The organism is Thiocapsa rosea, assembly GCF_003634315.1.
In the GTDB taxonomy this organism is placed as follows: domain Bacteria; phylum Pseudomonadota; class Gammaproteobacteria; order Chromatiales; family Chromatiaceae; genus Thiocapsa; species Thiocapsa rosea.
In genome coordinates this window covers 622596-642818 of record NZ_RBXL01000001.1, presented here as the reverse complement: position 1 = coordinate 642818, position 20223 = coordinate 622596, and the positions used below count along the sequence as shown (strand labels likewise).

17 protein-coding genes are annotated in these 20223 nt (G+C 62.6%); 5 read left to right on the top strand and 12 right to left on the bottom strand.

Features of this window, described 5'->3' with window-relative positions; genetic code table 11:
* Window positions 1-170: 170 nt before the first annotated feature.
* On the bottom strand, window positions 171-1937 hold the full coding sequence (aceK, locus tag BDD21_RS02800; protein WP_120795852.1) for a bifunctional isocitrate dehydrogenase kinase/phosphatase: 1767 nt from the start codon (window positions 1935-1937) through the stop codon (window positions 171-173).
* A gap of 136 nt (window positions 1938-2073) precedes the next feature.
* Window positions 2074-2586 (bottom strand): ribonuclease E activity regulator RraA, encoded by a 513-nt coding sequence (gene rraA / locus BDD21_RS02795; protein WP_120795851.1) that lies wholly within the window; start codon window positions 2584-2586, stop codon window positions 2074-2076.
* Window positions 2587-2942: 356 nt separating this feature from the next.
* On the opposite strand from rraA, the gene BDD21_RS27705 reads away from it, so the two are divergent.
* The 4 genes from BDD21_RS27705 to BDD21_RS28480 all read left to right on the top strand — a co-directional run bounded on the left by BDD21_RS27705 (window position 2943) and on the right by BDD21_RS28480 (window position 5878).
* Window positions 2943-3083 carry a hypothetical protein gene (locus BDD21_RS27705; protein WP_170164674.1) on the top strand — a complete coding sequence of 47 codons (141 nt, stop codon included), beginning with the start codon at window positions 2943-2945 and terminating at the stop codon, window positions 3081-3083.
* Window positions 3084-3103: 20 nt separating this feature from the next.
* Window positions 3104-4075, top strand: a complete 972-nt coding sequence (locus tag BDD21_RS02790) for an SLAC1 anion channel family protein (protein ID WP_120799707.1) — start codon at window positions 3104-3106, stop codon at window positions 4073-4075.
* A 125-nt stretch (window positions 4076-4200) separates the two neighbouring features.
* Window positions 4201-5019 carry an OmpA family protein gene (locus tag BDD21_RS02785; RefSeq protein ID WP_170164673.1) on the top strand — a complete coding sequence of 273 codons (819 nt, stop codon included), beginning with the start codon at window positions 4201-4203 and terminating at the stop codon, window positions 5017-5019.
* A 334-nt stretch (window positions 5020-5353) separates the two neighbouring features.
* On the top strand, window positions 5354-5878 hold the full coding sequence (locus BDD21_RS28480) for a DUF2333 family protein (RefSeq protein ID WP_245969373.1): 525 nt from the start codon (window positions 5354-5356) through the stop codon (window positions 5876-5878).
* On the opposite strand, the gene BDD21_RS02775 is transcribed toward BDD21_RS28480, so the two are convergent.
* Window positions 5875-9261 carry an EAL domain-containing protein gene (locus BDD21_RS02775; RefSeq protein ID WP_120795849.1) on the bottom strand — a complete coding sequence of 1129 codons (3387 nt, stop codon included), beginning with the start codon at window positions 9259-9261 and terminating at the stop codon, window positions 5875-5877. The two genes, BDD21_RS28480 and BDD21_RS02775, sit on opposite strands and share 4 nt — an antisense overlap.
* Window positions 9262-9528: 267 nt before the next feature.
* Entirely contained in the window at window positions 9529-10833 is a 1305-nt protein-coding gene (gene aceA, locus BDD21_RS02770) for an isocitrate lyase (RefSeq protein WP_120795848.1), read from the bottom strand.
* A gap of 199 nt (window positions 10834-11032) precedes the next feature.
* Here aceA and pdxH point away from each other — a divergent pair, with 199 nt between their 5' ends.
* Complete coding sequence (gene pdxH, locus BDD21_RS02765; RefSeq protein WP_120795847.1) at window positions 11033-11671, top strand: pyridoxamine 5'-phosphate oxidase; 639 nt, start codon at window positions 11033-11035, stop codon at window positions 11669-11671.
* Window positions 11672-11892: 221 nt separating this feature from the next.
* Here pdxH and BDD21_RS02760 read toward each other — a convergent pair whose 3' ends face one another.
* The 8 genes from BDD21_RS02760 to BDD21_RS02720 form a co-directional block, all read right to left on the bottom strand.
* Window positions 11893-12498, bottom strand: coding sequence for an arylesterase (locus tag BDD21_RS02760; RefSeq protein ID WP_170164916.1), 606 nt, complete (start codon window positions 12496-12498; stop codon window positions 11893-11895).
* A 108-nt stretch (window positions 12499-12606) separates the two neighbouring features.
* Window positions 12607-12930 (bottom strand): STAS-like domain-containing protein, encoded by a 324-nt coding sequence (locus BDD21_RS02755; protein ID WP_120795845.1) that lies wholly within the window; start codon window positions 12928-12930, stop codon window positions 12607-12609.
* A gap of 42 nt (window positions 12931-12972) precedes the next feature.
* Entirely contained in the window at window positions 12973-13983 is a 1011-nt protein-coding gene (locus BDD21_RS28190; protein WP_211334961.1) for an ATP-binding protein, read from the bottom strand.
* A 26-nt stretch (window positions 13984-14009) separates the two neighbouring features.
* Entirely contained in the window at window positions 14010-15521 is a 1512-nt protein-coding gene (locus tag BDD21_RS02745) for an ATP-binding protein (RefSeq protein ID WP_120795844.1), read from the bottom strand.
* An 8-nt stretch (window positions 15522-15529) separates the two neighbouring features.
* Complete coding sequence (locus tag BDD21_RS02740) at window positions 15530-15925, bottom strand: CPCC family cysteine-rich protein (RefSeq protein ID WP_120795843.1); 396 nt, start codon at window positions 15923-15925, stop codon at window positions 15530-15532.
* Between the two features lie 405 nt (window positions 15926-16330).
* Window positions 16331-17395, bottom strand: a complete 1065-nt coding sequence (gene fba / locus BDD21_RS02730; RefSeq protein ID WP_120795841.1) for a class II fructose-bisphosphate aldolase — start codon at window positions 17393-17395, stop codon at window positions 16331-16333.
* Window positions 17396-17459: 64 nt separating this feature from the next.
* Window positions 17460-18902 carry a pyruvate kinase gene (pyk, locus tag BDD21_RS02725; protein ID WP_120795840.1) on the bottom strand — a complete coding sequence of 481 codons (1443 nt, stop codon included), beginning with the start codon at window positions 18900-18902 and terminating at the stop codon, window positions 17460-17462.
* A gap of 96 nt (window positions 18903-18998) precedes the next feature.
* Complete coding sequence (locus BDD21_RS02720) at window positions 18999-20180, bottom strand: phosphoglycerate kinase (protein WP_120795839.1); 1182 nt, start codon at window positions 20178-20180, stop codon at window positions 18999-19001.
* Between the last annotated feature and the right edge of the window lie 43 nt (window positions 20181-20223).

Sequence of the window (20223 nt, the reverse complement as noted above, 5' to 3'; positions counted from 1 at the left end):
ATGCTTATTTTCCAGTGAGTTCGACGTTTGCTGCATCCACTGCTCTTAGCGGGGACGCGGTTTAGAATTCAATATTTTCTAAGACTTTAAACCGCGCCAGCTCCGACAGTCGTCGGGGCTGGCGCGGCCAAGCCATTCCAACACATTACGCATGTCGCACCGGGCGCGGTTTAACTGTTTCGATCGGGTGTGACTCTGTCGGGGCAATCGAAACGCCGCTCTTCGGCATAGGGAAAGACGTCTTCCAGGTGGCCTGCCCTGATGTGCTCCTGACGCGCCCGCCACCAGGCCGGGTCGAACAGCTCGCTGTGCAGCTCCCGGAAGACCTTGCGGATGCGCGGGTCGGTCAGCAGGAAGGTCTCGAACTCCTCGGGGAAGACGTCGTTCGGCCCCGCGCTGTACCAGACCTCTTCGGCCATCTCCATCTCGGGGTAGGGCGCGGGCGGAATCTCCCGAAAGTGGCACTCGGTCAGGTAACAGAGTTCGTCGTAGTCGTAGAAGACGACGCGACCCTGACGCGTCACGCCGAAGTTCTTGAAGAGGAAATCACCCGGGAAGATGTTGGCCGCAGCGAGCTGCTTGATGGCGTCGCCGTATTCGCCGATCGCGTGGCGGATGTCCTCGTCGTCGGCCGTGTGCAGATAGAGATTCAGCGGCGACATGCGTCGCTCGATGTAAAGGTGCTTGATGATGAGCTGATCGCCGTCGGACTCCAGACTCGTTGCGCAGTCGGTCTCCAGCATCTCGATGAGGGCGGCCGAAAAGCGGTGACGCGGAAAGGCGACGTGCGAATACTCCCAGGAGTCGGCCATCCGCCCGACGCGGTCGTGCAACTTGACCAACTGGTATTTTTCTTTGACGGTCTCGCGAGTCATCTCCTTCGGCGGAGGGAACCGATCCTTGATGACCTTGAAGACGAAAGGAAACGAGGGAAGGGTGAAGACGCACATCACCATCCCGCGGATGCCGGGGGCAATGACGAAGTCGTCGGCCGAATACCTCAAATGCTTGAGGAAGTCGCGATAGAACTCCGCCTTGCCGAACTTCTGCAGGCCGATGGCGGTATAGAGTTCCGCCTTCCCCTTGTGCGGCATCAAGGGTCGCAGGAAATCGACGACGGCGGCCGGCACCTCGGTGTCGACCATGAAATAGGCGCGCGAGAAGCTGAAGACATCCGAGATCTCGTCCCCGCCCGAGAGCAGGGTGTCGACATAGAGTCCTCCGGGTGCTCCCTCGTGTCCCTCGTCGTTGAGGATCGGGATCGCGAACGGGATCTGGGCCGCCCCGTTGATGGCCTTGCCGATGATGTAGGCGGCCTTGTTGCGGTAGAAGGGCTCGGAGAGGACGGCAAGCTGGAAGTTCTGGTGCAGCGCGCGCCTGCGCGGGAAGCGGTCGCGCACGGCGCGCATCAGACAGCGGATGTCATGCCGGCGATTTCGGAAGGGGCGCTGAAAACCCATGTCGCCGAGGATGCGGGCGATCACCCGGGCGAAGCCGTCGCGCGCCGGGTAGTAGGGGCGAAAGATCGGGATCTCGGCCTCGAGGTGCTCGGTCGAGATCATCGGCCACACGAAGATGTAGCTGTTGTTGTAGTAGCGCCGATCGAAGAGCCGGCAGAACACCGAGTTGTAATAGGTCTCGGCCAGCTCGGGTTGGTGATGCAGCGGCAGGAGGCGCATGTACTCGATCTTCACGCGGCGCCACAGGATGTCGGTCGGGTCGCGCAGATGAAACTCGCGGCGCAGCAGGGCGACCGTCTCGCCGACTCGCGCGTCGTAGTAGCTGATCCGCTCGCGCGCTGCAGCCTGCACCGCCGGCCAATCCGCCGTTTCAAAACGCTCCCGCGCCCCGCCGGTGATCTCGCGGAACAGCCGATAATGACGCCCGAATCCGTCGAGCATCGCCTCGGCAATCTGTTTCGCCTCGGTCCACGCCATGGTCTTCCCTCGCTGTACCTATCCGGATTGAGCGTCGCCGGGTGGTGTCCCGGTTAAACCGCGCCCAGCGCGGTATGTGATGTTTTTGGATGGGATGGGCCCCGGCAGACTTGACGACGGCTGGAGCCGGCGCGGTTTAATCGAGATCCAGCGGCCCGTCGGCGACCAGGATACCGTCTTCGTCGCAGTAGACCTGATCACCCGGGGCGAAGCGCACGCCGGCGAACGTGACCGGGATGTCCCGTTGCCCTTCGCCGCGCCTGAGACTCTTGCGTGGATGTGTCCCCAATGCCTTGACCCCCAACGGCATGGCGCCGATGTCGCGACTGTCGCGGATGCATCCGTAGAGGATGACCCCGGCCCAGCCTTGCTCCACGGCACCGGCGGCGATCAGGTCGCCGAGCATCGCACAGCGCATGGAGCCGCCGGCATCGACCACAAGGATGCGGCCGTGGCCTGGCTCGGCCAGGGTCGACTTCACCGGAGAGTTGTCTTCGAAGCACTTGACCGTCACGACCGGCCCGCAAAAGCGGGTCCGGCCGCCGAAATCACGGAAGATCGGATCGCAGATGCGAGCATGCGCGTCGTATCGATCGGAGAGGTCAGCGGTCTTGAATTCGTGCGACGCGGATGGTGACTCTATGGGCATGAGGGGGTATGGGCGGGTTTGTCGGCGGAGCGCCGAGTATAACCGAGCGCACGCGTATTTTCGGCGCAATCGAGCGGCCACCTCAACCTTTAGGGGCTCGTGACGCCTAGGGGCTCGTGACACTGCTCCGCGGTGTCACGCATGCCCCGTGGCGCTCTGCGCCACGTGCCACGATTGCCGGAGTCACGAGCAAGGGTATAAACCCGAGCTGTCTAGTCTGAGATTTATCAATGCATCGCATCAGAGCGATGCCTAGACTGCGCATCAACCTCATTCCCCGAGCAGACCTCGGGTGCCTCGGTCGCGAAGACCGATGCGCTCGGCGATGCTGCTCGAAGCACCATCGGAGCCAGACCATGACCCAGCAGACCCGGACCGCGACACGCTCGACAGGCACCACAACAGCAACCACGCCTTATTGGTTGTGGGCCCCGGTGCTCGCGACGACGACCATGCTCGCCGTTCTCTTGTTCATGCCGATGCCGTGGGCGCTTTGAGCGAGGATGTCGGGAGGATGATGGAGACTCCACATCGGCAACCCGGTCGGTTGCAGCACTTTCCGATCTCCTTCTTCGCGATGGTGATGGGCCTGTCGGGCCTCACCATTGGCTGGGAGAAGGCTCAGATGGTCCTCGCACTCGACTTGGGTATCACCCCCTGGTTGATCGGCGTGACGAGCACGCTCTTCATTGTCTTGATGCTGCTGTATACGGCGAAGCTCGCCCTGTATCGGCATGCCGTGATCCAAGAGCTACGCCATCCGGTGAAGCTCAATTTTTTTCCGACCATCTCGATCAGTCTGCTCCTGCTGTCCATCGCCTTTTTACCCGTCATGAACGACGTGAGTCGGGCACTCTGGATGGCGGGGACGGCGCTTCATTTGGTCTTTACACTCTATGTCGTGAACGTCTGGATCCATCACGAGCACTTTCAGGTGCATCATATGAATCCGGCCTGGTTCATTCCGGCGGTCGGGAACGTCTTGGTGCCTGTGGCGGGAGTGCCTTTGGGGTATCAAGATATTTCATGGTTCTTCTTCAGTACCGGAATGCTCTTCTGGCTGATCCTGATGACGATCATCTTTTACCGGGTGCTGTTTCATCATCCGATCGAAGAGCGCTTGATGCCGACGCTTTTTATCCTGATCGCGCCGCCCGCCGTCGGGTTCATTGCCTATTCACGGCTTGTCGGTGAGCTCGATGCCTTTGCGCGGGTGCTCTATTTCATCGGTCTGTTTCTGACCTTGCTGTTGTTCACGCAGGCAAACCGATTTCTGAAACTCGGGTTTTTCCTCTCCTGGTGGGCCTACTCCTTTCCCCTGGCGGCAATCGGTATTGCAAGTCTCTTGATGTTCGAGCGCACGGGACAGGACATCTACCGCTATCTCGGGCTCGGCCTTGTGACCCTGCTGACCGGAATCGTCGCCTTGTTGTTGGCACGCACCGCCATTGCGGTACGACGCAACGGGATCTGCGTGCCCGGTCATTGAGGTCAGCGGCGGGCGCGGGGCGACGGATTTGCGAATCCGTCGTTTCGATGTCCCGATGCCTCCGAGTCGACCGATCCTTCTCGGTCGCCGAGTCTCCGAACCGATTTCGTACTCGAGGAACCACCATGTCCGACGTCGCCCCCGCGGTGAAATCGAATCCGATCTATGCCTTTGTTTTTCTGATTCTCTCGTTCGCGGCAGGGCTTCTGTTGGCCTATCTGCGCGGGCCTCAGACACTGCCGGCCGAGCCGCCGAGCGAGATCCTTGCAACGCTCGACTTCGCCGGGTCCGACGGGACTGTCTCGACGTCCGTCGGGACGGATGCCGAAGTCGAGCCGGGTTCACTGGATGGGCGTCTGGGCGATGCCGAGGCCAGGATCCAACGTCTGGAACAGGACCTGGTTGCGGTAGCGGAGCAGCAAGCGGCGTTCGCACTCGTCGTTTCGGAGCAAAAAGACCATCTGGCCGAGATGCTCGCCGAGCCCCGTGCAACGCCTGCGGCCGACAGCGCCCGGGCTGACGTGAATGACGCAGCCTTCGCGAACCGGTTGAAGGATGACCTTGCGCGTCTCGGCGCGCGTTTAACCGAGCGCGGCCATTTAGTGACATTGACCGAATCGGAGTTGCGTTTCCCGGTCGGCGAAAGTGCGCTTGCGTCGGGGCGTTCCGAGGGACTCGAGGCGATCGCCGAGGTCCTCAAGCGACATGATCGCCTAGTGGCCCGTGTCGAAGGTCATACGGATCGTTCCGGCAGCGCAACCCGGAACCTGACGCTTTCGCAGGAACGCGCCCGCGCGGTCAAGGATGTCTTGGCTGCGAGGGGTATCGGCGCCGAACGCATCGAGATCGTCGGGATAGGGGAGACTCGACCCATCGACGAGGGCCGGAATGCCGAGGCGCGGCAGCGCAATCGGCGTGTCGAGGTGTACCTGATCGAGCGTTGAACCGAAACCGCGCCCGGTGCCATATGCGTCGTGTGTTGGATTGGCTTGGCCGCGTCGGCTCCGACAACTGTCGGAGCCGACGCGGTTTAGATCCGGCCGTCGCGGGCATCACCCGGCCGGCGAGCCTGCGGACGACCGTCATCGTCAAGTCGATCAAACCTTCGCATGCAGCAGGAACGGGGCCGCCGCCTGTAGGCTGAATCCCTCGAACAGGTTGTCTTTACGCGAGGATCTGCGATTCCTTAATGTCAACAATATTAGAAAATGATAATGTTATGATATATCGAATTGATTCGGGAAACGCACATGCGCAATCCACGATCGACCCCGCCCCATGAGACCGGCACGCTGTTGCCGAGCACCGACACCCGGCCTGCACCGAGCCGGATGGCGTACGGCCTCGGGGTTACTCGGCCTTGTCGGCCTCGTCCTGGTGTCCTTGGGCGTCTACTGGTCCATTCATCCAACCGGGTTGGATGGTGCCGCGGCCGCGCTAGCCGAACTCTGCGAGCCGGCCGGCGATGCAATCTCGGGCGTCCATACGGTGACGATGGCGGTCGGGATCGGCGATGCGCTCCTGACGAAGCCGGGTGGGTTTCTCTACAACGATCGCTCGCCGCCGGGCGTCTTTCTCGACAACACCCAGAGCTGGGAATGCGGCAACCTGATGGCGCTTCGTGACTTCGTGCGCGCGCTGCGGAATGATTTCACCCGTTCCCAGAGTCAATCGGTCGAGAAACGCCTCGGCCATTTCGGCGTGCGTTTAAGCGCCAGTGTTTCGGACAGCGACTTGGCCTCCTACATTGCGAAGGCGAACGCTGCGCTCATGGATCTGCGGATCCTCATGCAGCAGGGCTAGGCCTTCGGCTTTAGAGGATCCCGTTCTCTGGTGTGCCCGAGGACTTCGGCCTGGAACAATCGGATCCCGGCGACCACGTCGTTGCGCTTCTGCAGCAGTTTCGCGATCGGATCGCCCAGCGCCTCGCGATCGAGGCGATCGAGCGCGAGCAGCTGCTCGGCCTGTCGATGGACCTGTCGGTGCAGGGCGTCGAGCGCGCGGAAGCTCGGCATCTCGCCGTAACGCGCTTGGCCGTTCCCCAGGTACCAACGCCCGAAGTCGCACAGGTCGGGGTGGAGCTCCGGCGCTCGGGTTGCGGTGTCGGTCGAGATGTGGCGGACCAGGCGATTGACCCAGTCGCGATGGATCGCCTCGAGGCTCAGGAGCGCGAGATCTTCGGTCGACCAATCCACCTCGGGGCGGTGACTCCAGAGTTGCGGAGGACGGAAGCCCTCGATCCAGGATGCGAGCCGCTCCGGGGGCATGGGGTCTGCAATCCCGTAGCCTTGCGCCAGGGTGCAGCCCAGATCCATCAGCAACAAGCCATGCGCAGCGGATTCCACACCCTCTGCAATCACCTCGCGCTGGAAGGCGTTGGCGATCCCGATCACGCCCTTGACCAGACTGCGTCCGTCGCGTGAACGTAGGATGTCGCGGACCACGGTCTGATCGATCTTGACGACCTGGGCCGGAAGACAGCGAAAATCGGTCAAGGACGCATAGCCGTTGCCGAATCCGTCCAGGGCGAAGTGAACGCCGAGCACGGCGCATGCTCGGATGACCGATGCGGTGGTTTCGATATCGCGCAGTGCCTCGGACTCGATGATCTCGAACAACAGGCGCGCCGGGTCGATGGACGGATAGCGCGCCAACACCTCCTGCAGGGCCGCCACGAATCCGGTGTCCTGCAGCGAGCAAGCCGAGAGATTGAGGCTCATCGTCAGATCCAGCCCGGCCTCCTGCCACTGTGCCAAGAGTGCGAGCGCGCGATCCATCACCCACCCGTCGAGGTCATGGAGAAGCTCGTCGCCCTCCATCAGAGGCAGGAACTCCCCCGGCGGCAAGAGTCCGCGCTCGGGATGCTGCCACCGGACCAATGCCTCCACGCCGACGACCTGCCCGGAGCGCATGTCGACGCGCGGTTGGACGTGCAGTCTCAGCTCGTTGCCTTCGATCGCCTCTCGGATTCGGACCAGCTCGAGCCTGTGGACTTGATCGGGTTGGTCCTTGACCGCCTTGAAGAACTGGTAGCGATTGCGTCCCTGCTGCTTGGCCTGATACATCGCGTGATCGGCGTGACGCAGGAGGGTGTCTGCATCGCCTGCGTCCTGCGGGAAGAGTGTCACGCCGGCACTCCCGGTGACGGCGAGCGAATGGCCGTCGATCAGAATGGGTTGGGCGAGCGCGGCGAGCACGCGTTCCAGAAGCGCGGCGCAGTCCGACAGAGACTCCATGTGGTTCATCAGAAGCACGAACTCGTCCCCGCCGAGCCGGGCCACCGTGTCGTCCTCGCGCACGCATCCGCGTAGTCGGCTGGCGACCGTCACCAGCACCCGGTCGCCCATCTTGTGCCCGTGGGTGTCGTTGATGGGTTTGAAGCCGTCGAGGTCCAGATAACAGACCCCGAGCAAGAGACCTTGCTCGCGGGCACGCACCACCGCCTCGTCCATGCGTTCGGCCAAGAGCCGCCGGTTCGGCAGCCGTGTCAAGGGGTCGTAGAGGGCAATTTCTTCGAGTCGCCGTCGGCTGTCGAGCAGCTTCTGCTCGTTGCGACGCCGCTCGAAGGCACCGCCGATCAGGTCGCCGAGAAAGCCCAGTGCGCGCATCTCCGAGTCGCGCCAGCTGCGCGTGTCGCTGAGCATCTCCATGGCGACGAATCCGCCGATCCGACCGGCCACGCGAATGGCGACCGCGGCCACGGATCGGACCTCGAGCTGCTCGAGCTGCTCGCGGTCGACACGCCAGGTCTCCGGGAGCTTGGTCACGTCGTCGATCCGGATGTCGTCGCCGTGCTGCAGGGTCTCCATCCAGCGTGGAATGAGCGATGTCGGGACCGGCGGTGCCCCGGCGTCTGCAAGCCCCAGACCGCTCGCCGTCCATTCCTGGGTATTGCGCATGGTCGTGCCGTCGCGGCTCAGGACGAAGACATAAGCCCGCTCGGCACCCATGCGTCGTGCGATGGTCCCCAGGGCATTCTCGACCAGCGGGCCGACGGCATCGGCGGGGGCGGCCACCAAGGAGCGCGATGTCTCGACCAGAACGGTTTCCAGAGTGACCAGGTACGAGAGTGCTCGCTCCGCCTGTTTGCGCTCGGTGATATCGGTGCCCGAGCCCAGCCCGCCGATGACCCGTCCGGCAGGGTCTCGGATGCGGCTGTTGTTCCACTCGATCAGACGCTCCGAGCCGTCGGCGCAGAGGAGCGTGCCCTCGACCGCGACTAAGGCATCGGCGTGGTCGTTCGTGATACGCGCCAGGATCTTGCGTGTCTGCTCGCGCTCGCGTTCGGGCACGAACGAGTCGGCCCAGTCACGTCCGACAATCTGCTCGCGGTCGAGGCCCAAGACCTCGCAGCACTTGCGGTTGACGAGCTGGACGCGCCCTTGCGAATCCATTCCGACCAAGAGGACGGCAGCGATGTCGAGGATGGGATCGAGGCTGTCGATGCGTTCGTCAACGGGGTCTGACCCGCCGTCCGCGCTCGGATCTGCGTCGCACGCATTCGGCTCGGACGCGGTTCGGGACGACGCGCCCGGATCGCGGTTCAGGAGTACGGCCAGCCCCAAGGCGAAGAGTATCGACAGGGCCCAAGGCAAGACACCGGCCCATGACAGCAGACGGAGCCGCTCTGCGTGCTCGGCTGCGGCGAGATCCAAGACGAGATAGACCAGAGGGGCTTCGGGCGGTGTCGCGGGATCCTTGTCGGGACTGCTTGTGTGTTCCGTGCGGCCGGCGCTGATGACGCCGAGCAGGCGCTTGGGCGCTGTCCGGATTTCGAACTGCGTGTCCATCGGCGATGCGACGGCCGCGCCGATGAGCTCTGGCGGGATCGCGAGGGACGCGCCTGCGAGTGTTGCTGGTGAGTCCGCTTCGGATGCTGATGCGCCGCCGTCCGGTCGGTCGGTGTGCTGTGGATCAAGGTCAAGGTGGCCGAGCGCGAGGACGTAAGGCTGCGTTCTCTCCGGGGCGAGGATCTGCTCTGCGGCATTTGGGCTGCCCTCGGACGACTCCGTCGCAAGCCGGGAGGCAAGTCGCAGCAACAGCGCCTGCGCTGATGCCTCCTGCGCAATCAGAACGCGTGCCGGAATGCCGTGCGAAAGCTGATAGGCGAGATGCAGGGCCAGCGCCAGACCTAGAACGAGCGCGACCAGTCCGATCGGCGATCTTTGCGCCTGTGTGCGAATCATTCGGGGGAGGTTGCGGTATGGACCCTAGCTTCGCAGCGGTACACACGAAAGGCGAGATGGTTTTCTTCCGCTCACTCTATCACGGGCGCTATGACAGACGACAGCGATCTGAATGGAGCGATTGCGGAGGCACAACAAAAAGACCGGCGGAGTTTGTCGCTCCGCCGGTCGATTTGGATCGGCCGGATCACCGACCGATGGCGCTTGCAGCCCCGAGTCCGGGCTCGGACTCGGGGCGGGACTGAGGTCTGCTCAGGTGAGGTCTGCTCAGAACTGTGCCTCTTCGGTCGAGCCGGTCAGGGCCGTCACCGAGGATGCACCGCCTTGAATGGTCGTGGTGACGTCGTCGAAGTAGCCGGCGCCGACCTCCTGCTGGTGCGAGACGAAGGTATAGCCCTTCTCGCGCGCAGCGAACTCGGGAGCCTGCACCTTCTCGACATAGTGGCGCATGCCTTCGCCGCGGGCGTAGTCGTAGGCGAGATCGTACATGTTGAACCACATGCTGTGGATGCCGGCCAGGGTGATGAACTGGTACTTGTAGCCCATGGCGGCGAGCTCGTCCTGGAACTTGGCGATGGTGGCATCGTCGAGGTTCTTCTTCCAGTTGAAGGACGGCGAGCAGTTGTAGGCCAGCAGCTTGTTGGGGTTCTGAGCGAGGACGGCTTGTGCGAACTCGCGGGCGAAGCCCAGATCCGGGGTGCCGGTCTCGCACCAGACCAGGTCGGCGTAAGGCGCATAGGCCAGACCGCGGCTGATGGCCTGCTCCAGACCATTGCGGACCATGTAAAAGCCGTCGTCGGTGCGTGCGCCGGTCACGAACGGACGGTCGTTGTCGTCGACATCGGAGGTCAGGAGGTTCGCGGCCTCGGCATCGGTGCGGGCCAAGAGCAGGGTCGAGACACCCATGACGTCGGCTGCGAGCCGCGCGGCGACCAGCTTCTGCACCGCATCGCGGGTCGGCACCAGTACCTTGCCGCCCATATGGCCGCACTTCTTGACCGCGGCGAGCTGGTCCTCGAAGTGCACCCCGGAGGCGCCCGCGGCGATCATGTTCTTCATCAGCTCGAAAGCGTTGAGTACGCCGCCGAAGCCGGCTTCGGCATCTGCCACGATCGGCAGGAAGTAGTCGATGTAGCCCGCATCACCCTGTTCGATGCCCTTGGACCATTGGATCTCGTCGGCACGCTTGAAGGCGTTGTTGATGCGCCGCACCATAGTGGGGACAGAGTCGTAGGCGTAGAGTGACTGGTCCGGATACATGGTCTCGGAGGTGTTGCCGTCCGCGGCGACCTGCCAACCCGACAAATAGATCGCCTCGATTCCGGCCTTGGCTTGCTGCATCGCCTGACCACCGGTGAGGGCGCCCATGCAGTTGACGTAGCCCTTCTTCGCCTCGCCGTGAACCAGCTTCCACAGCTTCTCGGCGCCGCGCTTGGCATAGGTTTGCTCAGGTTGAACCGAGCCGCGCAGACGCACGACATCTTCGGCGGAGTAGCCACGGGTTACGTCGGTCCAGCGGGGGTTTTCGGCCCAGTCTTGCTTCAGGGCTTGGATCTGTTCTTGGCGGGTCATGGTGGTGCTCCCATTGAGTCTTTTAGCCGATCCGCTCGACCCGAATTGCCGGGTCGCCCTGTCGGGTATCAGTGGTGTGCCCTTCAGGTTTGCAGATGTTTGACCGTCCTACTCGGTCTTAAACCGAGAAACTACCGGGGCTTCGACCATTTGGCGAGGCAATTATCCTAATTTTCTTTATTGTTTTTGATAACTCCCAATGAACGCCGACGCATTCAGGACAGAAGCGATGGAGAAGGGCCTCTCGCGGGGCAGTCTCGATCCGGATCCGATCCGCTTGTTCGAGCAGTGGTACACCGCCGCGATCGAGACGGCGCTGCCGGAACCCAACGCCATGAGCCTCTGCACGGTGGACGAGGGCGGTCAGCCCTACGTCCGCACCGTGCTGCTCAAGCTCTTCGACCGCGAGGGGTTCGTTTTTTTCACCAACTTCGAAAGCCGCAAGGCCCGGCAGATCGACCGCAACCCGCAAGTCGCGGCACTCTTCCCCTGGGTGGCGTTGGCGCGGCAGGTCCAGATCACGGGACGCGCGGAGCGTATCCCGACCACGGAATCGCTGCGTTACTTCGCCACCCGACCGCGCGGCAGCCAGATCGGCGCCTGGTCCTCGCCGCAGAGTCAGGTGATTACCTCGCGGTCGTTGCTCGAGGCCAAGGTCGCGGAGATGAAGCAGAGGTTTGCGCACGGGGAGATCCCGCTCCCGGATTTTTGGGGCGGCTATCGCATCGTCCCGAGCCGGATCGAGTTCTGGCAAGGGCGCGAGAGTCGGCTGCACGACCGTTTTCTCTACAGCCGCGAAGGCGACGGGTCCTGGAGGATCGAGCGGCTCGCACCTTAAACCGCGCCCGGTGCGATATGTGTAGTTTGTTGGATTGGATTGGCCGCGCCGGCTCCGGTAACTGTCGGAGGGTGCGCCGTTTAAGCTATTAAAAAATCTTAAATTTTTAGCCGCGTCTCGCCGAGATCAAGGACATCTCCGAAGCCAAACACAACATGAAGATGACGCATGTCGCTCTGGACGCGGTTTAGCCTTTGATGCGAAGGACACGTCGTGTCGTCTCAGAGCGCCCCGGCGTCCTTCAAGAGCCGGTGAACCGCCTCGGCGACCTGCCGATAGCCGGCCGCGTTAGGATGGATCTGATCCGCTTTCAAGTCACGGTCGGCGAGGACATCGGCCAGCACCTTGTCCTCGAGCGGGATTTCGAGATCGTCCGCCAGCTCCCGATAGAGTGGATGGGTGCCGAGGAACAACCCCGGCTTCGGGATGCCGAGCAGCACGACCGACGCGCCCCGGTCACGCGCAAACATGACCATCTGCCGGAGATTGGCCTTGGTCTGCTCCAGGTCGCGTCGGCGCAGCATGTCGTTGCCGCCGTGACCGAGGATCACCAGGTCCGGCTGCACGACGTCGAGTATTCTAGGCAGGCGAGCGAGACCGGCGTCGCTTTCCTCCCCCGGCACGCCCGCGTTCACGACCTCGCGACCGCCCAGCACCGCCAAAACCTCCGCGAAACCCTCGCCGCTGCCTGCCCCGGTACCGCGCGTGAGGCTGTCGCCGAACGCCAGGATCACCGCGTCGCTCGGCAACCGCGGAAGCTCGGGCGCACGGCTGCATCCGACGAGCATAAACGTCGTCAACAACAGGATAAGAACGCGATGGGTCATCTCGAGAAAACTCGACCCGTTCATGTGAAGGTGCCGATCCCTTTCATCGGGATTGCCGAGATCGAGAGCGTGGATGTCGCAACCATCCTCCAAAGACGGTCTTGCAGGTCAGTGAGAGCGGGAACTGACGAACTGGTCGCAGCGGTCCGTCGCGACGAACTCGATGATGGCTCGGGCATCATCCGAGCAGCTTTTGAAGACAAGACGTTCCAGGATTGAGGGGCCATGCCTTAGGATGAGGGTGCCGATCAGTTCGTCGACAAAGGATTGTGTCACTTCGATCCCGGCGAAATCGAAGACGACCTCGCGACCCTGTGCCAATGCTTCCGCGGCCTGTTCGCGCACAGGCACAGCGGCGGCTCGCAAACCCGCGAAGTTAACCTTGATGCCGTCCCGCAGTGATAGGCGGGTGCGCTGTGTTTCGATGCTCATGTTTCGATAATGGGGTCGAAGCCGGTGAAAAGTAAAGCCTGTCTACTCGAAACGAATCGGTACACGAGGCATGTCCTCTAGTGTCGGCAGCAGTCTTCCGATCCTTATCGTCTCAAGCTTAATACGCCGCAGTTCCAGAGCGACCGAGACCCCTTGCCAGAATGTGCCGACCGGCAGAGAGCCACCGGCCGTTGCTGGGTTGTGGTAAGCGTCGCCGCTGGCAATCAGCGCCCGTCCATCGGCGGCACGAGCGATGCGCAAAACGGTCGTCAAACCGACGCCCTCGTTGACGGTATCCGTCCGGATTCCCAAATCCCGGTTGCAGCTCACCCTTGGCTTCATCGCGGTCAGGATCGCCTCGCGGTGGGTCTTTCGTCGCAGATCGGGGTGGTCACGCAAGGTCCCCAGAAACCCGCATCCGTTGTCGGTGACGGCAAGCCTGAACAGATCGTTGCGCTGGTAATACTGACCAGCGATCCACACCCGCGCCCCTTTGTACCCCGCGCGTCGTGCATGTGTCAGGGCGTTTTCAAGCAACTCGCTCAAGACATACTTGATCGGCGAGCCCAGGCGAGTAGCTTCGGTCTGACCGCTCATGTCGTCCGGTTCTTCGTTGAGATCTATCCCAGGAACCGCTCCGATCAAAGCGTTCGCCAACCGCCCCGCGGCGTCACTCGCTGCGGTGTGATCGTCTATACACGTCAGCTCGACGAGTGAATCTCGCCGGTCCCAGCGCTGACCGGCGGGCGTGAAGCCTTGTAAATCAACGCCTCTGAACAGGTCCATTCGTTGAAGGTAGCTACCCACATCGGCGCTCACGCGGTGAACGACAACTCTTTGCCCCCAGCCCTGAAGCTCTTGAAAAGTTGCGCCCAGTAGGGTGAGGCCAAAAGGGTCGACAAAGCGCAATCGTGCAGCATCAATGACCACATCGCTTTCTTCGTCTTGGATCGCCTGACAAACCGCAATGGTCTCTCCGCAAGACCGGGCAGTCAGAAACCTGGGCAATTGGATCACCGAAACGGAACCTCCGGTTGTGCTGCCGTCGCCCATGTCGCCTCAACCTCTATGGAATCAGCCTATCGAACCCGCTGAGACAAGCTCGCGACTTTGTCTTCGAAAGACTGGAGCCTCACCTGCCCATAGGGTTGGAAGTGGGTTGATCGGATCAGTGCAACACCGCTCTCCTGCCCAACGATTAAATTCTTGACCATCCCCTGTTCTTTCTTGTCCGCCGCGTACACCCTCGCCATGATCGACGCATCGGCATCCTCGAGCGCCAGAACAATCTGGGTGCCTGCGTTGGCGAAGATCGACGGATGGAAGTCGCGAGTCTCCTGGGACGACAAAATCAGACCCAATCCATATTTCCGCGCTTCCTTGGCAAGGTCGGTGATCTTCGGGTCGTTGCAGAGCTTGTGCGCCTCATCCACGCACACCATCAAGCGCAAGGATTTGGACATGCCGTTGATCATCATGGCGGCGTAGACCTTTTCCAGGAGGAAGCGAGACGCAGCCAGCATCAGATCTTTGATGCCGGCCGTCAGCAAGATTACGGTGGTCCGCTGGAAAAGGTCATCGAAGCTAAAGCTTGCCTTGGATTGATTGAAGACCCCGCTCATGAACAGCGGTTGCAAACGCACCTGCAGGTTCCTGATCTGTCCGCCGTGGCCGGACCACTGCTCCAGCACCGCCTCCAACATCTCCAACGTCGGCGGTTCCTTGTCCGCAGGTGCCGGCTGCATGATGTCGAATCCAGTCTGGACGTAGCACTCTTGAATCGCCTCGCGCAGTTTGCCGAGCTGGATGTCGCCTGATCCTGAAAACACGGCATTCAGTGTGTCGGCCAGCCGAAAGACCATTTCGACCGGTCGCCGTTTCTGCCCGGTTCGGGGGTCGATCGGGATCTCGAAGGGATTGATCGGCAATCCCTCCATGACGTCGAAGACCTGGGGCCGGACGACGTCGAAGAACTCCCCGGTCGCGTATTCCCCCTGAAAGTCGAAAATGATTGAAGGGACGCCCTGTCGGTCCAGCTCATACAGCAGGCTCTTCGTAGTCTCGCTCTTCCCGGAACCGCTCTTGCCGACAATCAGCAAGTGTTGGTTCAACAGGCGGCTCGGTGTCGTCGCGGTCGGATCCCAACGCACGTCGACCCCAGTCACCAGATCACGACCGAGCAACACGTGAATCTGCCCACCGGAAGTCTCCGATTCGCTCTTGCGGCTCGGTTCCCGTTGCTTCTCTTCCGCTGCTTTTGCGGATTCCGCGGTCGATTGTGCGAGTTTCTCGCGGCTTAGCTCCTCCTGAGTCTCGGCGGCTGGGCTATCTTGCTCGGTTTTGGCGGATCCGCTTACGTCGACATCCTCAAGGGGCTTAGCTACATCCTGTGGGGCATCGCTGGTCTGTCCGTCGGCGTCTTCGCCGTTAGGCTCCTCATCGTCGCTGATACCCAGCAACTCAGCGATTCCGGCTCGACCATAGGTCTGTATGCGATTCTCGTGGATCATCTTGACGTCGACGCCGTGGAAGGCGCTGCCGTTAAAGATAAAGCCCTCGTGGCCGAAGCCCCGCTGGCAGGCTGTTTTCATAACCGGGACTACCCCACCACCCGTCGCCAATAACTCATGCGCCAGTAATAGAGCACCGTGGTGTCGGGCCAGGGATAAGAGTCGCCGTAGGCGATGCCGCGGACGGGTTGCTCGATATTGTCACGCGAGGGGTCGATGGGCCGCCAGCCGTCGTCGCGTATCTCGCCCTCGACCGGGGTGCGGGTGTTGCCGATGCTCCGGCGCTCGGACGCACCGTAGTCGCGAAAATTCAGTTGGGCCTCTTCCAGGCTCACGGTGTTGCTGCTGCCCGGCATCCGGGCGAAGCGCAATTGGGTCAGATCGTCCTCCCATCCGCAGATCGGGCAGACTTGATTAAAGCCGGGCTCACGATCGTGGACGCGGTAGCCGCAGCAGGGGCAGGGGAATTTGGTGTCGTGGGTCAATGCGGTCTCCGTATGGGTGGGTTGGCGTCAGCCTCCAGCCTCCAGCCATCAGCCATCAGCTATCAGCTATCAGCTATCAGCTATCAGCCATCAGATTTCAGCCGCAAGCCACCGGAATACTGGCCTCGCGACGGCGTGACGCCCAACGAAAAAAAGGGGCGCGAGCGCCCCTTCGTTTTCTTCCATAACCTTGGGTCAGCGCCTGAGCCCTGTCCGAAGCGACATGCGCCGTTTTCAATCAGCCGGCGATTGTCTACCGATGACTTTGGCTTCGCATCGACCCGGTCTGAGCCGCAGATCCGTCATCATCCCGAAGCAATCCTAAACCGCGTCCGCTCCGACGCTTACAGGTGCCCCGAGACCAAGCCCCAAGCGAAAACAGCGCATGTCACACGAAGACGCGGTTTAGTTGACCTTGGGCTCGAGTTCGCCTTTCGCATAGCGGTTGGTCATGGCCTCGAGCGACATGGGCGTGATCTTGCTGGCGTTGCCGGCGGTGCCGAAGGACTCGTAGCGGTCCTTACAGATGCCCTTCATGGCCTTGGTGGCGGCGATGAAGTATTTGCGCGGATCGAACTCCTTGGGGTTTTCGGCCAGGAACTTGCGGATGGCGCCGGTGGAGGACATGCGCAGGTCGGTGTCGATGTTGACCTTGCGCACGCCGTTCTTGATGCCCTCGACGATCTCCTCGACCGGCACGCCGTAGGTCTCGCCCATGTCGCCGCCGTACTGGTTGATGATGGCCAACCAATCCTGCGGGACGGAGGAGGAGCCGTGCATCACCAGATGGGTGTTGGGGATGCGCTTGTGGATTTCGCGCACGCGCTCGATGGCGAGGATGTCGCCGGTGGGCGGACGGGTGAACTTGTAGGCACCGTGCGATGTGCCGATGGCGATGGCGAGCGCATCCACACCGGTTTTCTTCACGAAGTCGGCGGCCTCTTCCGGATCGGTCAGGAGCTGGCTGTGATCCAGGATGCCTTCCGCACCGATGCCGTCTTCTTCGCCGGCCTGTCCGGTCTCGAGCGAGCCCAAGCAACCCAGCTCGCCTTCGACCGAGACGCCGCAGGCATGCGCCATCTCCACGACGCGACGGGTCACGTCGACGTTGTACTCATAGGAGGTCGGGGTCTTGCCGTCCTCGCCGAGCGAGCCGTCCATCATGACGGATGAGAAGCCGAGCTGGATGGAGCGCTGGCAGACGGCGGCCGAGGTGCCGTGATCCTGGTGCATGCACACCGGGATGTGCGGCCATTCCTCGATGGCGGCCAGGATCAGGTGCCGCAGGAAGGGGGCGCCGGCATATTTGCGTGCACCGGCCGATGCCTGCACGATCACGGGAGAATCCGTCTCGTCGGCGGCCTCCATGATGGCGCGCATCTGCTCCAGGTTGTTGACGTTGTAGGCGGGCACGCCGTACTGGTGCTCGGCGGCATGGTCGAGCAATTGACGCAGCGAAATCAGGGCCATGTAGATTCTCCTCGTATCGGACTGACAGCTAAAAACGGGCAGGTAAGCAGCAAGGATCGCTGGCTCAGTCTTTCGTCAGGAGCTTGTGCTCGCCGACCCGCATGATTTTCAAGATATTCGTTTGGCCTTCAACCCCCGAGCGATCGCCCTTGGTGATGATCACCAGGTCGCCGTCGCGCACCGTGCCGCGCCGCATCAGCTCCTCGATGACCTCGCGATTCACCTCGTGGATGTCCGTGCTGGCCACATCGAAGCTTACCGGATAGACACCGCGAAGAACCCTGACTTTGCGTCGGGTTGGGGCCGAGCGGGTGATGGCGTAGATCGGGATCCCCGAGCGGATGCGCGACATCCATTTCACCGTCGAGCCGGTCTCGGTCAAGGCGGCGATCGCCTTCACCCCCAAGTGGTTGGCGGTGTACATGGCGGCCATGGCGATGGCCTCGTCGACGCGGCCGAAGACCGAATCGATGCGGTGTCCCGAGCGCGTGACGTGCTTTTCGGCTTCCAGACAGATGCGGTCGAGCGCCTCGACCACCTTGGCCGGGTTCTTCCCGATCGAACTTTCGGCGGACAACATGACCGCGTCCGTGCCGTCGAGCACCGCATTGGCCACGTCGAAGACCTCGGCCCGGGTCGGGATGGGGTTTTCGATCATGGACTGCATCATCTGGGTCGCGGTGATGACGACGCTGTTGAGCTCGCGGGCGCGGTTGATCAGCATCTTCTGCGCGGCCGGCAGTTCCGCGTCGCCGATCTCCACGCCCAAGTCGCCGCGCGCGACCATGATGACATCGGCCGCGTTGATGATGTCGTCGATCGCCCGGAGCGACTCGGCGCGCTCGATCTTGGCGACGATGCCGCCGTGACCGCCGGCCTCGTAGAAGAGCTCGCGAGCGAGCCGGACATCATCGCCGTTGCGCACGAAAGATACGGCCAGGTAGTCCGCATCGATCTCGGCCGCGAAGCGGATGTCGTCCTGATCCTTCTCGGTGAGCGCCGGGGCGGATAGACCGCCGCCCTTCTTGTTGATGCCCTTGTTGTTGGACAAGATGCCACCGACGACCACCTTGCAGTCGATTCGCCCGCCGTCGACGGCTTCGACCCACAGCTCGATCGCGCCGTCATCGAGCAGGAGCGTGTCGCCGTGCCGAACATCGTCGACCAGCTCGGGGTAGGTTGTTCCGACCCGATGGCGGTCGCCGGCATCCAGAGGGCAGTCGGCGTCGATGGCGAAGCCCTCGCCCCGTGCGAGCAGGATCGGGCCGTCGGCGAATTTGCCGATGCGGATCTTGGGTCCCTGCAGATCCATAAGGAGCGCGATCTCGCGCCCGGCGGCGGCCGCGCGCTCGCGGATCCGCTCCGCACGCTCGCGATGCCGATCGTGGCTGTCGTGCGACAGATTCAGGCGAACCACGTCCACCCCGGCGGCGATGATCTCGTCCATCACCGATTCCGGGTCGGTCGCGGGGCCGAGCGTGGCGACGATCTTCGTGCGTCTTGGCATGTGTAGCCTCCGGCCGCCTGCCCCCGGCCTCCAGCCCCGGCTTCCGAGCACATCGCTGGAGGCTGGAGGCAGGCGGCAGGAGGCAGGTTGCGCTGATCAGTCCTTCGCCCGGGCCTCGAGCATGGCCACTGCAGGCAGCGTCTTGCCTTCCAGGTATTCCAGGAAGGCGCCTCCGGCGGTGGAGATGTAGGAGACCTTGTCGTAGATGTCGTACTTCTGAATGGCCGCGATGGTATCGCCGCCGCCGGCCAGGCTGAAGCCCGCTGCCTCGGCGATGGCCATGGAGACTGTCTTGGTGCCGCCGCCGAACTGATCGAACTCGAACACCCCGACCGGGCCGTTCCAGACGATGGTTCCGGCCTTGGCGATGACCTCGGCAAGCTCTTGGGCGGATTTAGGTCCGATGTCGAAGATCATGTCGTCCTCGGCGACATCGGCGGCGTCCTTGGTGACCGCCGGCTCGTTCTCGTCGAACTTCTTGCCGCAGACCACGTCGACCGCAATCGGGATGGTCGCGCCGCGCGCCGTCATCTTCTCCATCAGGGCCTTGGCGACGGGGATCAGGTCATGCTCGCACAGCGACTTGCCGACCGGGAAACCGGCAGCGGCGAGGAAGGTGTTGGCGATACCGCCGCCGACTACGAGCTGATCGACCTTCTCGGACAGGGCCTCGAGCACGGTCAGCTTGGTCGAGACCTTGGATCCGCCGACGATGGCGACCATCGGGCGTGCCGGAGCGGCGAGTGCCTTCTGGAGCGCATCGAGCTCTTCGGCGAGCAGCAGGCCCGCGCAGGCGATCGGTGCCTGTTGGCCGACGCCGTGCGTGGATGCCTGGGCGCGATGGGCGGTGCCGAAGGCGTCCATGACAAAGACGTCGCACAGTGCGGCATACTGCTTGGCCAGGTCGGCGTTGTCCTTGCCTTCACCCTTGTTGAAGCGGACGTTTTCCAGCAACACCAGCTCGCCGTCGGCGACCTCGGGGGCCTGCTCGAGATAGTCGCGCACCACCCGCACCTCGCGGCCGAGCTTCGCACTCATGGCATCCGCGACGGGCTTGAGCGAGTCGGCCTCGGAGAAGACACCTTCCTCGGGGCGACCCAGATGCGACATCACCATCACCTTGGCACCGGCCTTCATGCAGTGCTCGAAGGTCGGCATGGAGGCGGTGATACGCGCATCGGAGGTGACCTTGCCGCCCTTGACCGGGACATTGAGGTCCGAGCGGATCAGGACCCGCTTCCCGGCGAGATCCAGATCGGTGAGCTTGATGAAGGACATGGTGCGATTCCTCGGTAGAGTGAGATATTTCGTGAATGTGAAA

Excerpts from the sequence above, each read along its gene's own strand:
- BDD21_RS28480 (WP_245969373.1), top strand. The coding sequence starts at position 5,354 with ATGAGACCGGCACGCTGTTGCCGAGCACCGACACCCGGCCTGCACCGA.
- aceK (WP_120795852.1), bottom strand. The coding sequence starts at position 1,937 with ATGGCGTGGACCGAGGCGAAACAGATTGCCGAGGCGATGCTCGACGGA.
- BDD21_RS02720 (WP_120795839.1), bottom strand. The coding sequence starts at position 20,180 with ATGTCCTTCATCAAGCTCACCGATCTGGATCTCGCCGGGAAGCGGGTC.
- fba (WP_120795841.1), bottom strand. The coding sequence starts at position 17,395 with ATGGCCCTGATTTCGCTGCGTCAATTGCTCGACCATGCCGCCGAGCAC.
- BDD21_RS02760 (WP_170164916.1), bottom strand. The coding sequence starts at position 12,498 with ATGACCCATCGCGTTCTTATCCTGTTGTTGACGACGTTTATGCTCGTC.
- BDD21_RS28190 (WP_211334961.1), bottom strand. The coding sequence starts at position 13,983 with ATGGGCGACGGCAGCACAACCGGAGGTTCCGTTTCGGTGATCCAATTG.
- BDD21_RS02785 (WP_170164673.1), top strand. The coding sequence starts at position 4,201 with ATGTCCGACGTCGCCCCCGCGGTGAAATCGAATCCGATCTATGCCTTT.
- BDD21_RS02745 (WP_120795844.1), bottom strand. The coding sequence starts at position 15,521 with ATGAAAACAGCCTGCCAGCGGGGCTTCGGCCACGAGGGCTTTATCTTT.
- BDD21_RS02775 (WP_120795849.1), bottom strand. The coding sequence starts at position 9,261 with ATGATTCGCACACAGGCGCAAAGATCGCCGATCGGACTGGTCGCGCTC.
- aceA (WP_120795848.1), bottom strand. The coding sequence starts at position 10,833 with ATGACCCGCCAAGAACAGATCCAAGCCCTGAAGCAAGACTGGGCCGAA.
- BDD21_RS02755 (WP_120795845.1), bottom strand. The coding sequence starts at position 12,930 with ATGAGCATCGAAACACAGCGCACCCGCCTATCACTGCGGGACGGCATC.
- pyk (WP_120795840.1), bottom strand. The coding sequence starts at position 18,902 with ATGCCAAGACGCACGAAGATCGTCGCCACGCTCGGCCCCGCGACCGAC.
- pdxH (WP_120795847.1), top strand. The coding sequence starts at position 11,033 with ATGAACGCCGACGCATTCAGGACAGAAGCGATGGAGAAGGGCCTCTCG.
- BDD21_RS27705 (WP_170164674.1), top strand. The coding sequence starts at position 2,943 with ATGACCCAGCAGACCCGGACCGCGACACGCTCGACAGGCACCACAACA.
- BDD21_RS02790 (WP_120799707.1), top strand. The coding sequence starts at position 3,104 with ATGGAGACTCCACATCGGCAACCCGGTCGGTTGCAGCACTTTCCGATC.
- rraA (WP_120795851.1), bottom strand. The coding sequence starts at position 2,586 with ATGCCCATAGAGTCACCATCCGCGTCGCACGAATTCAAGACCGCTGAC.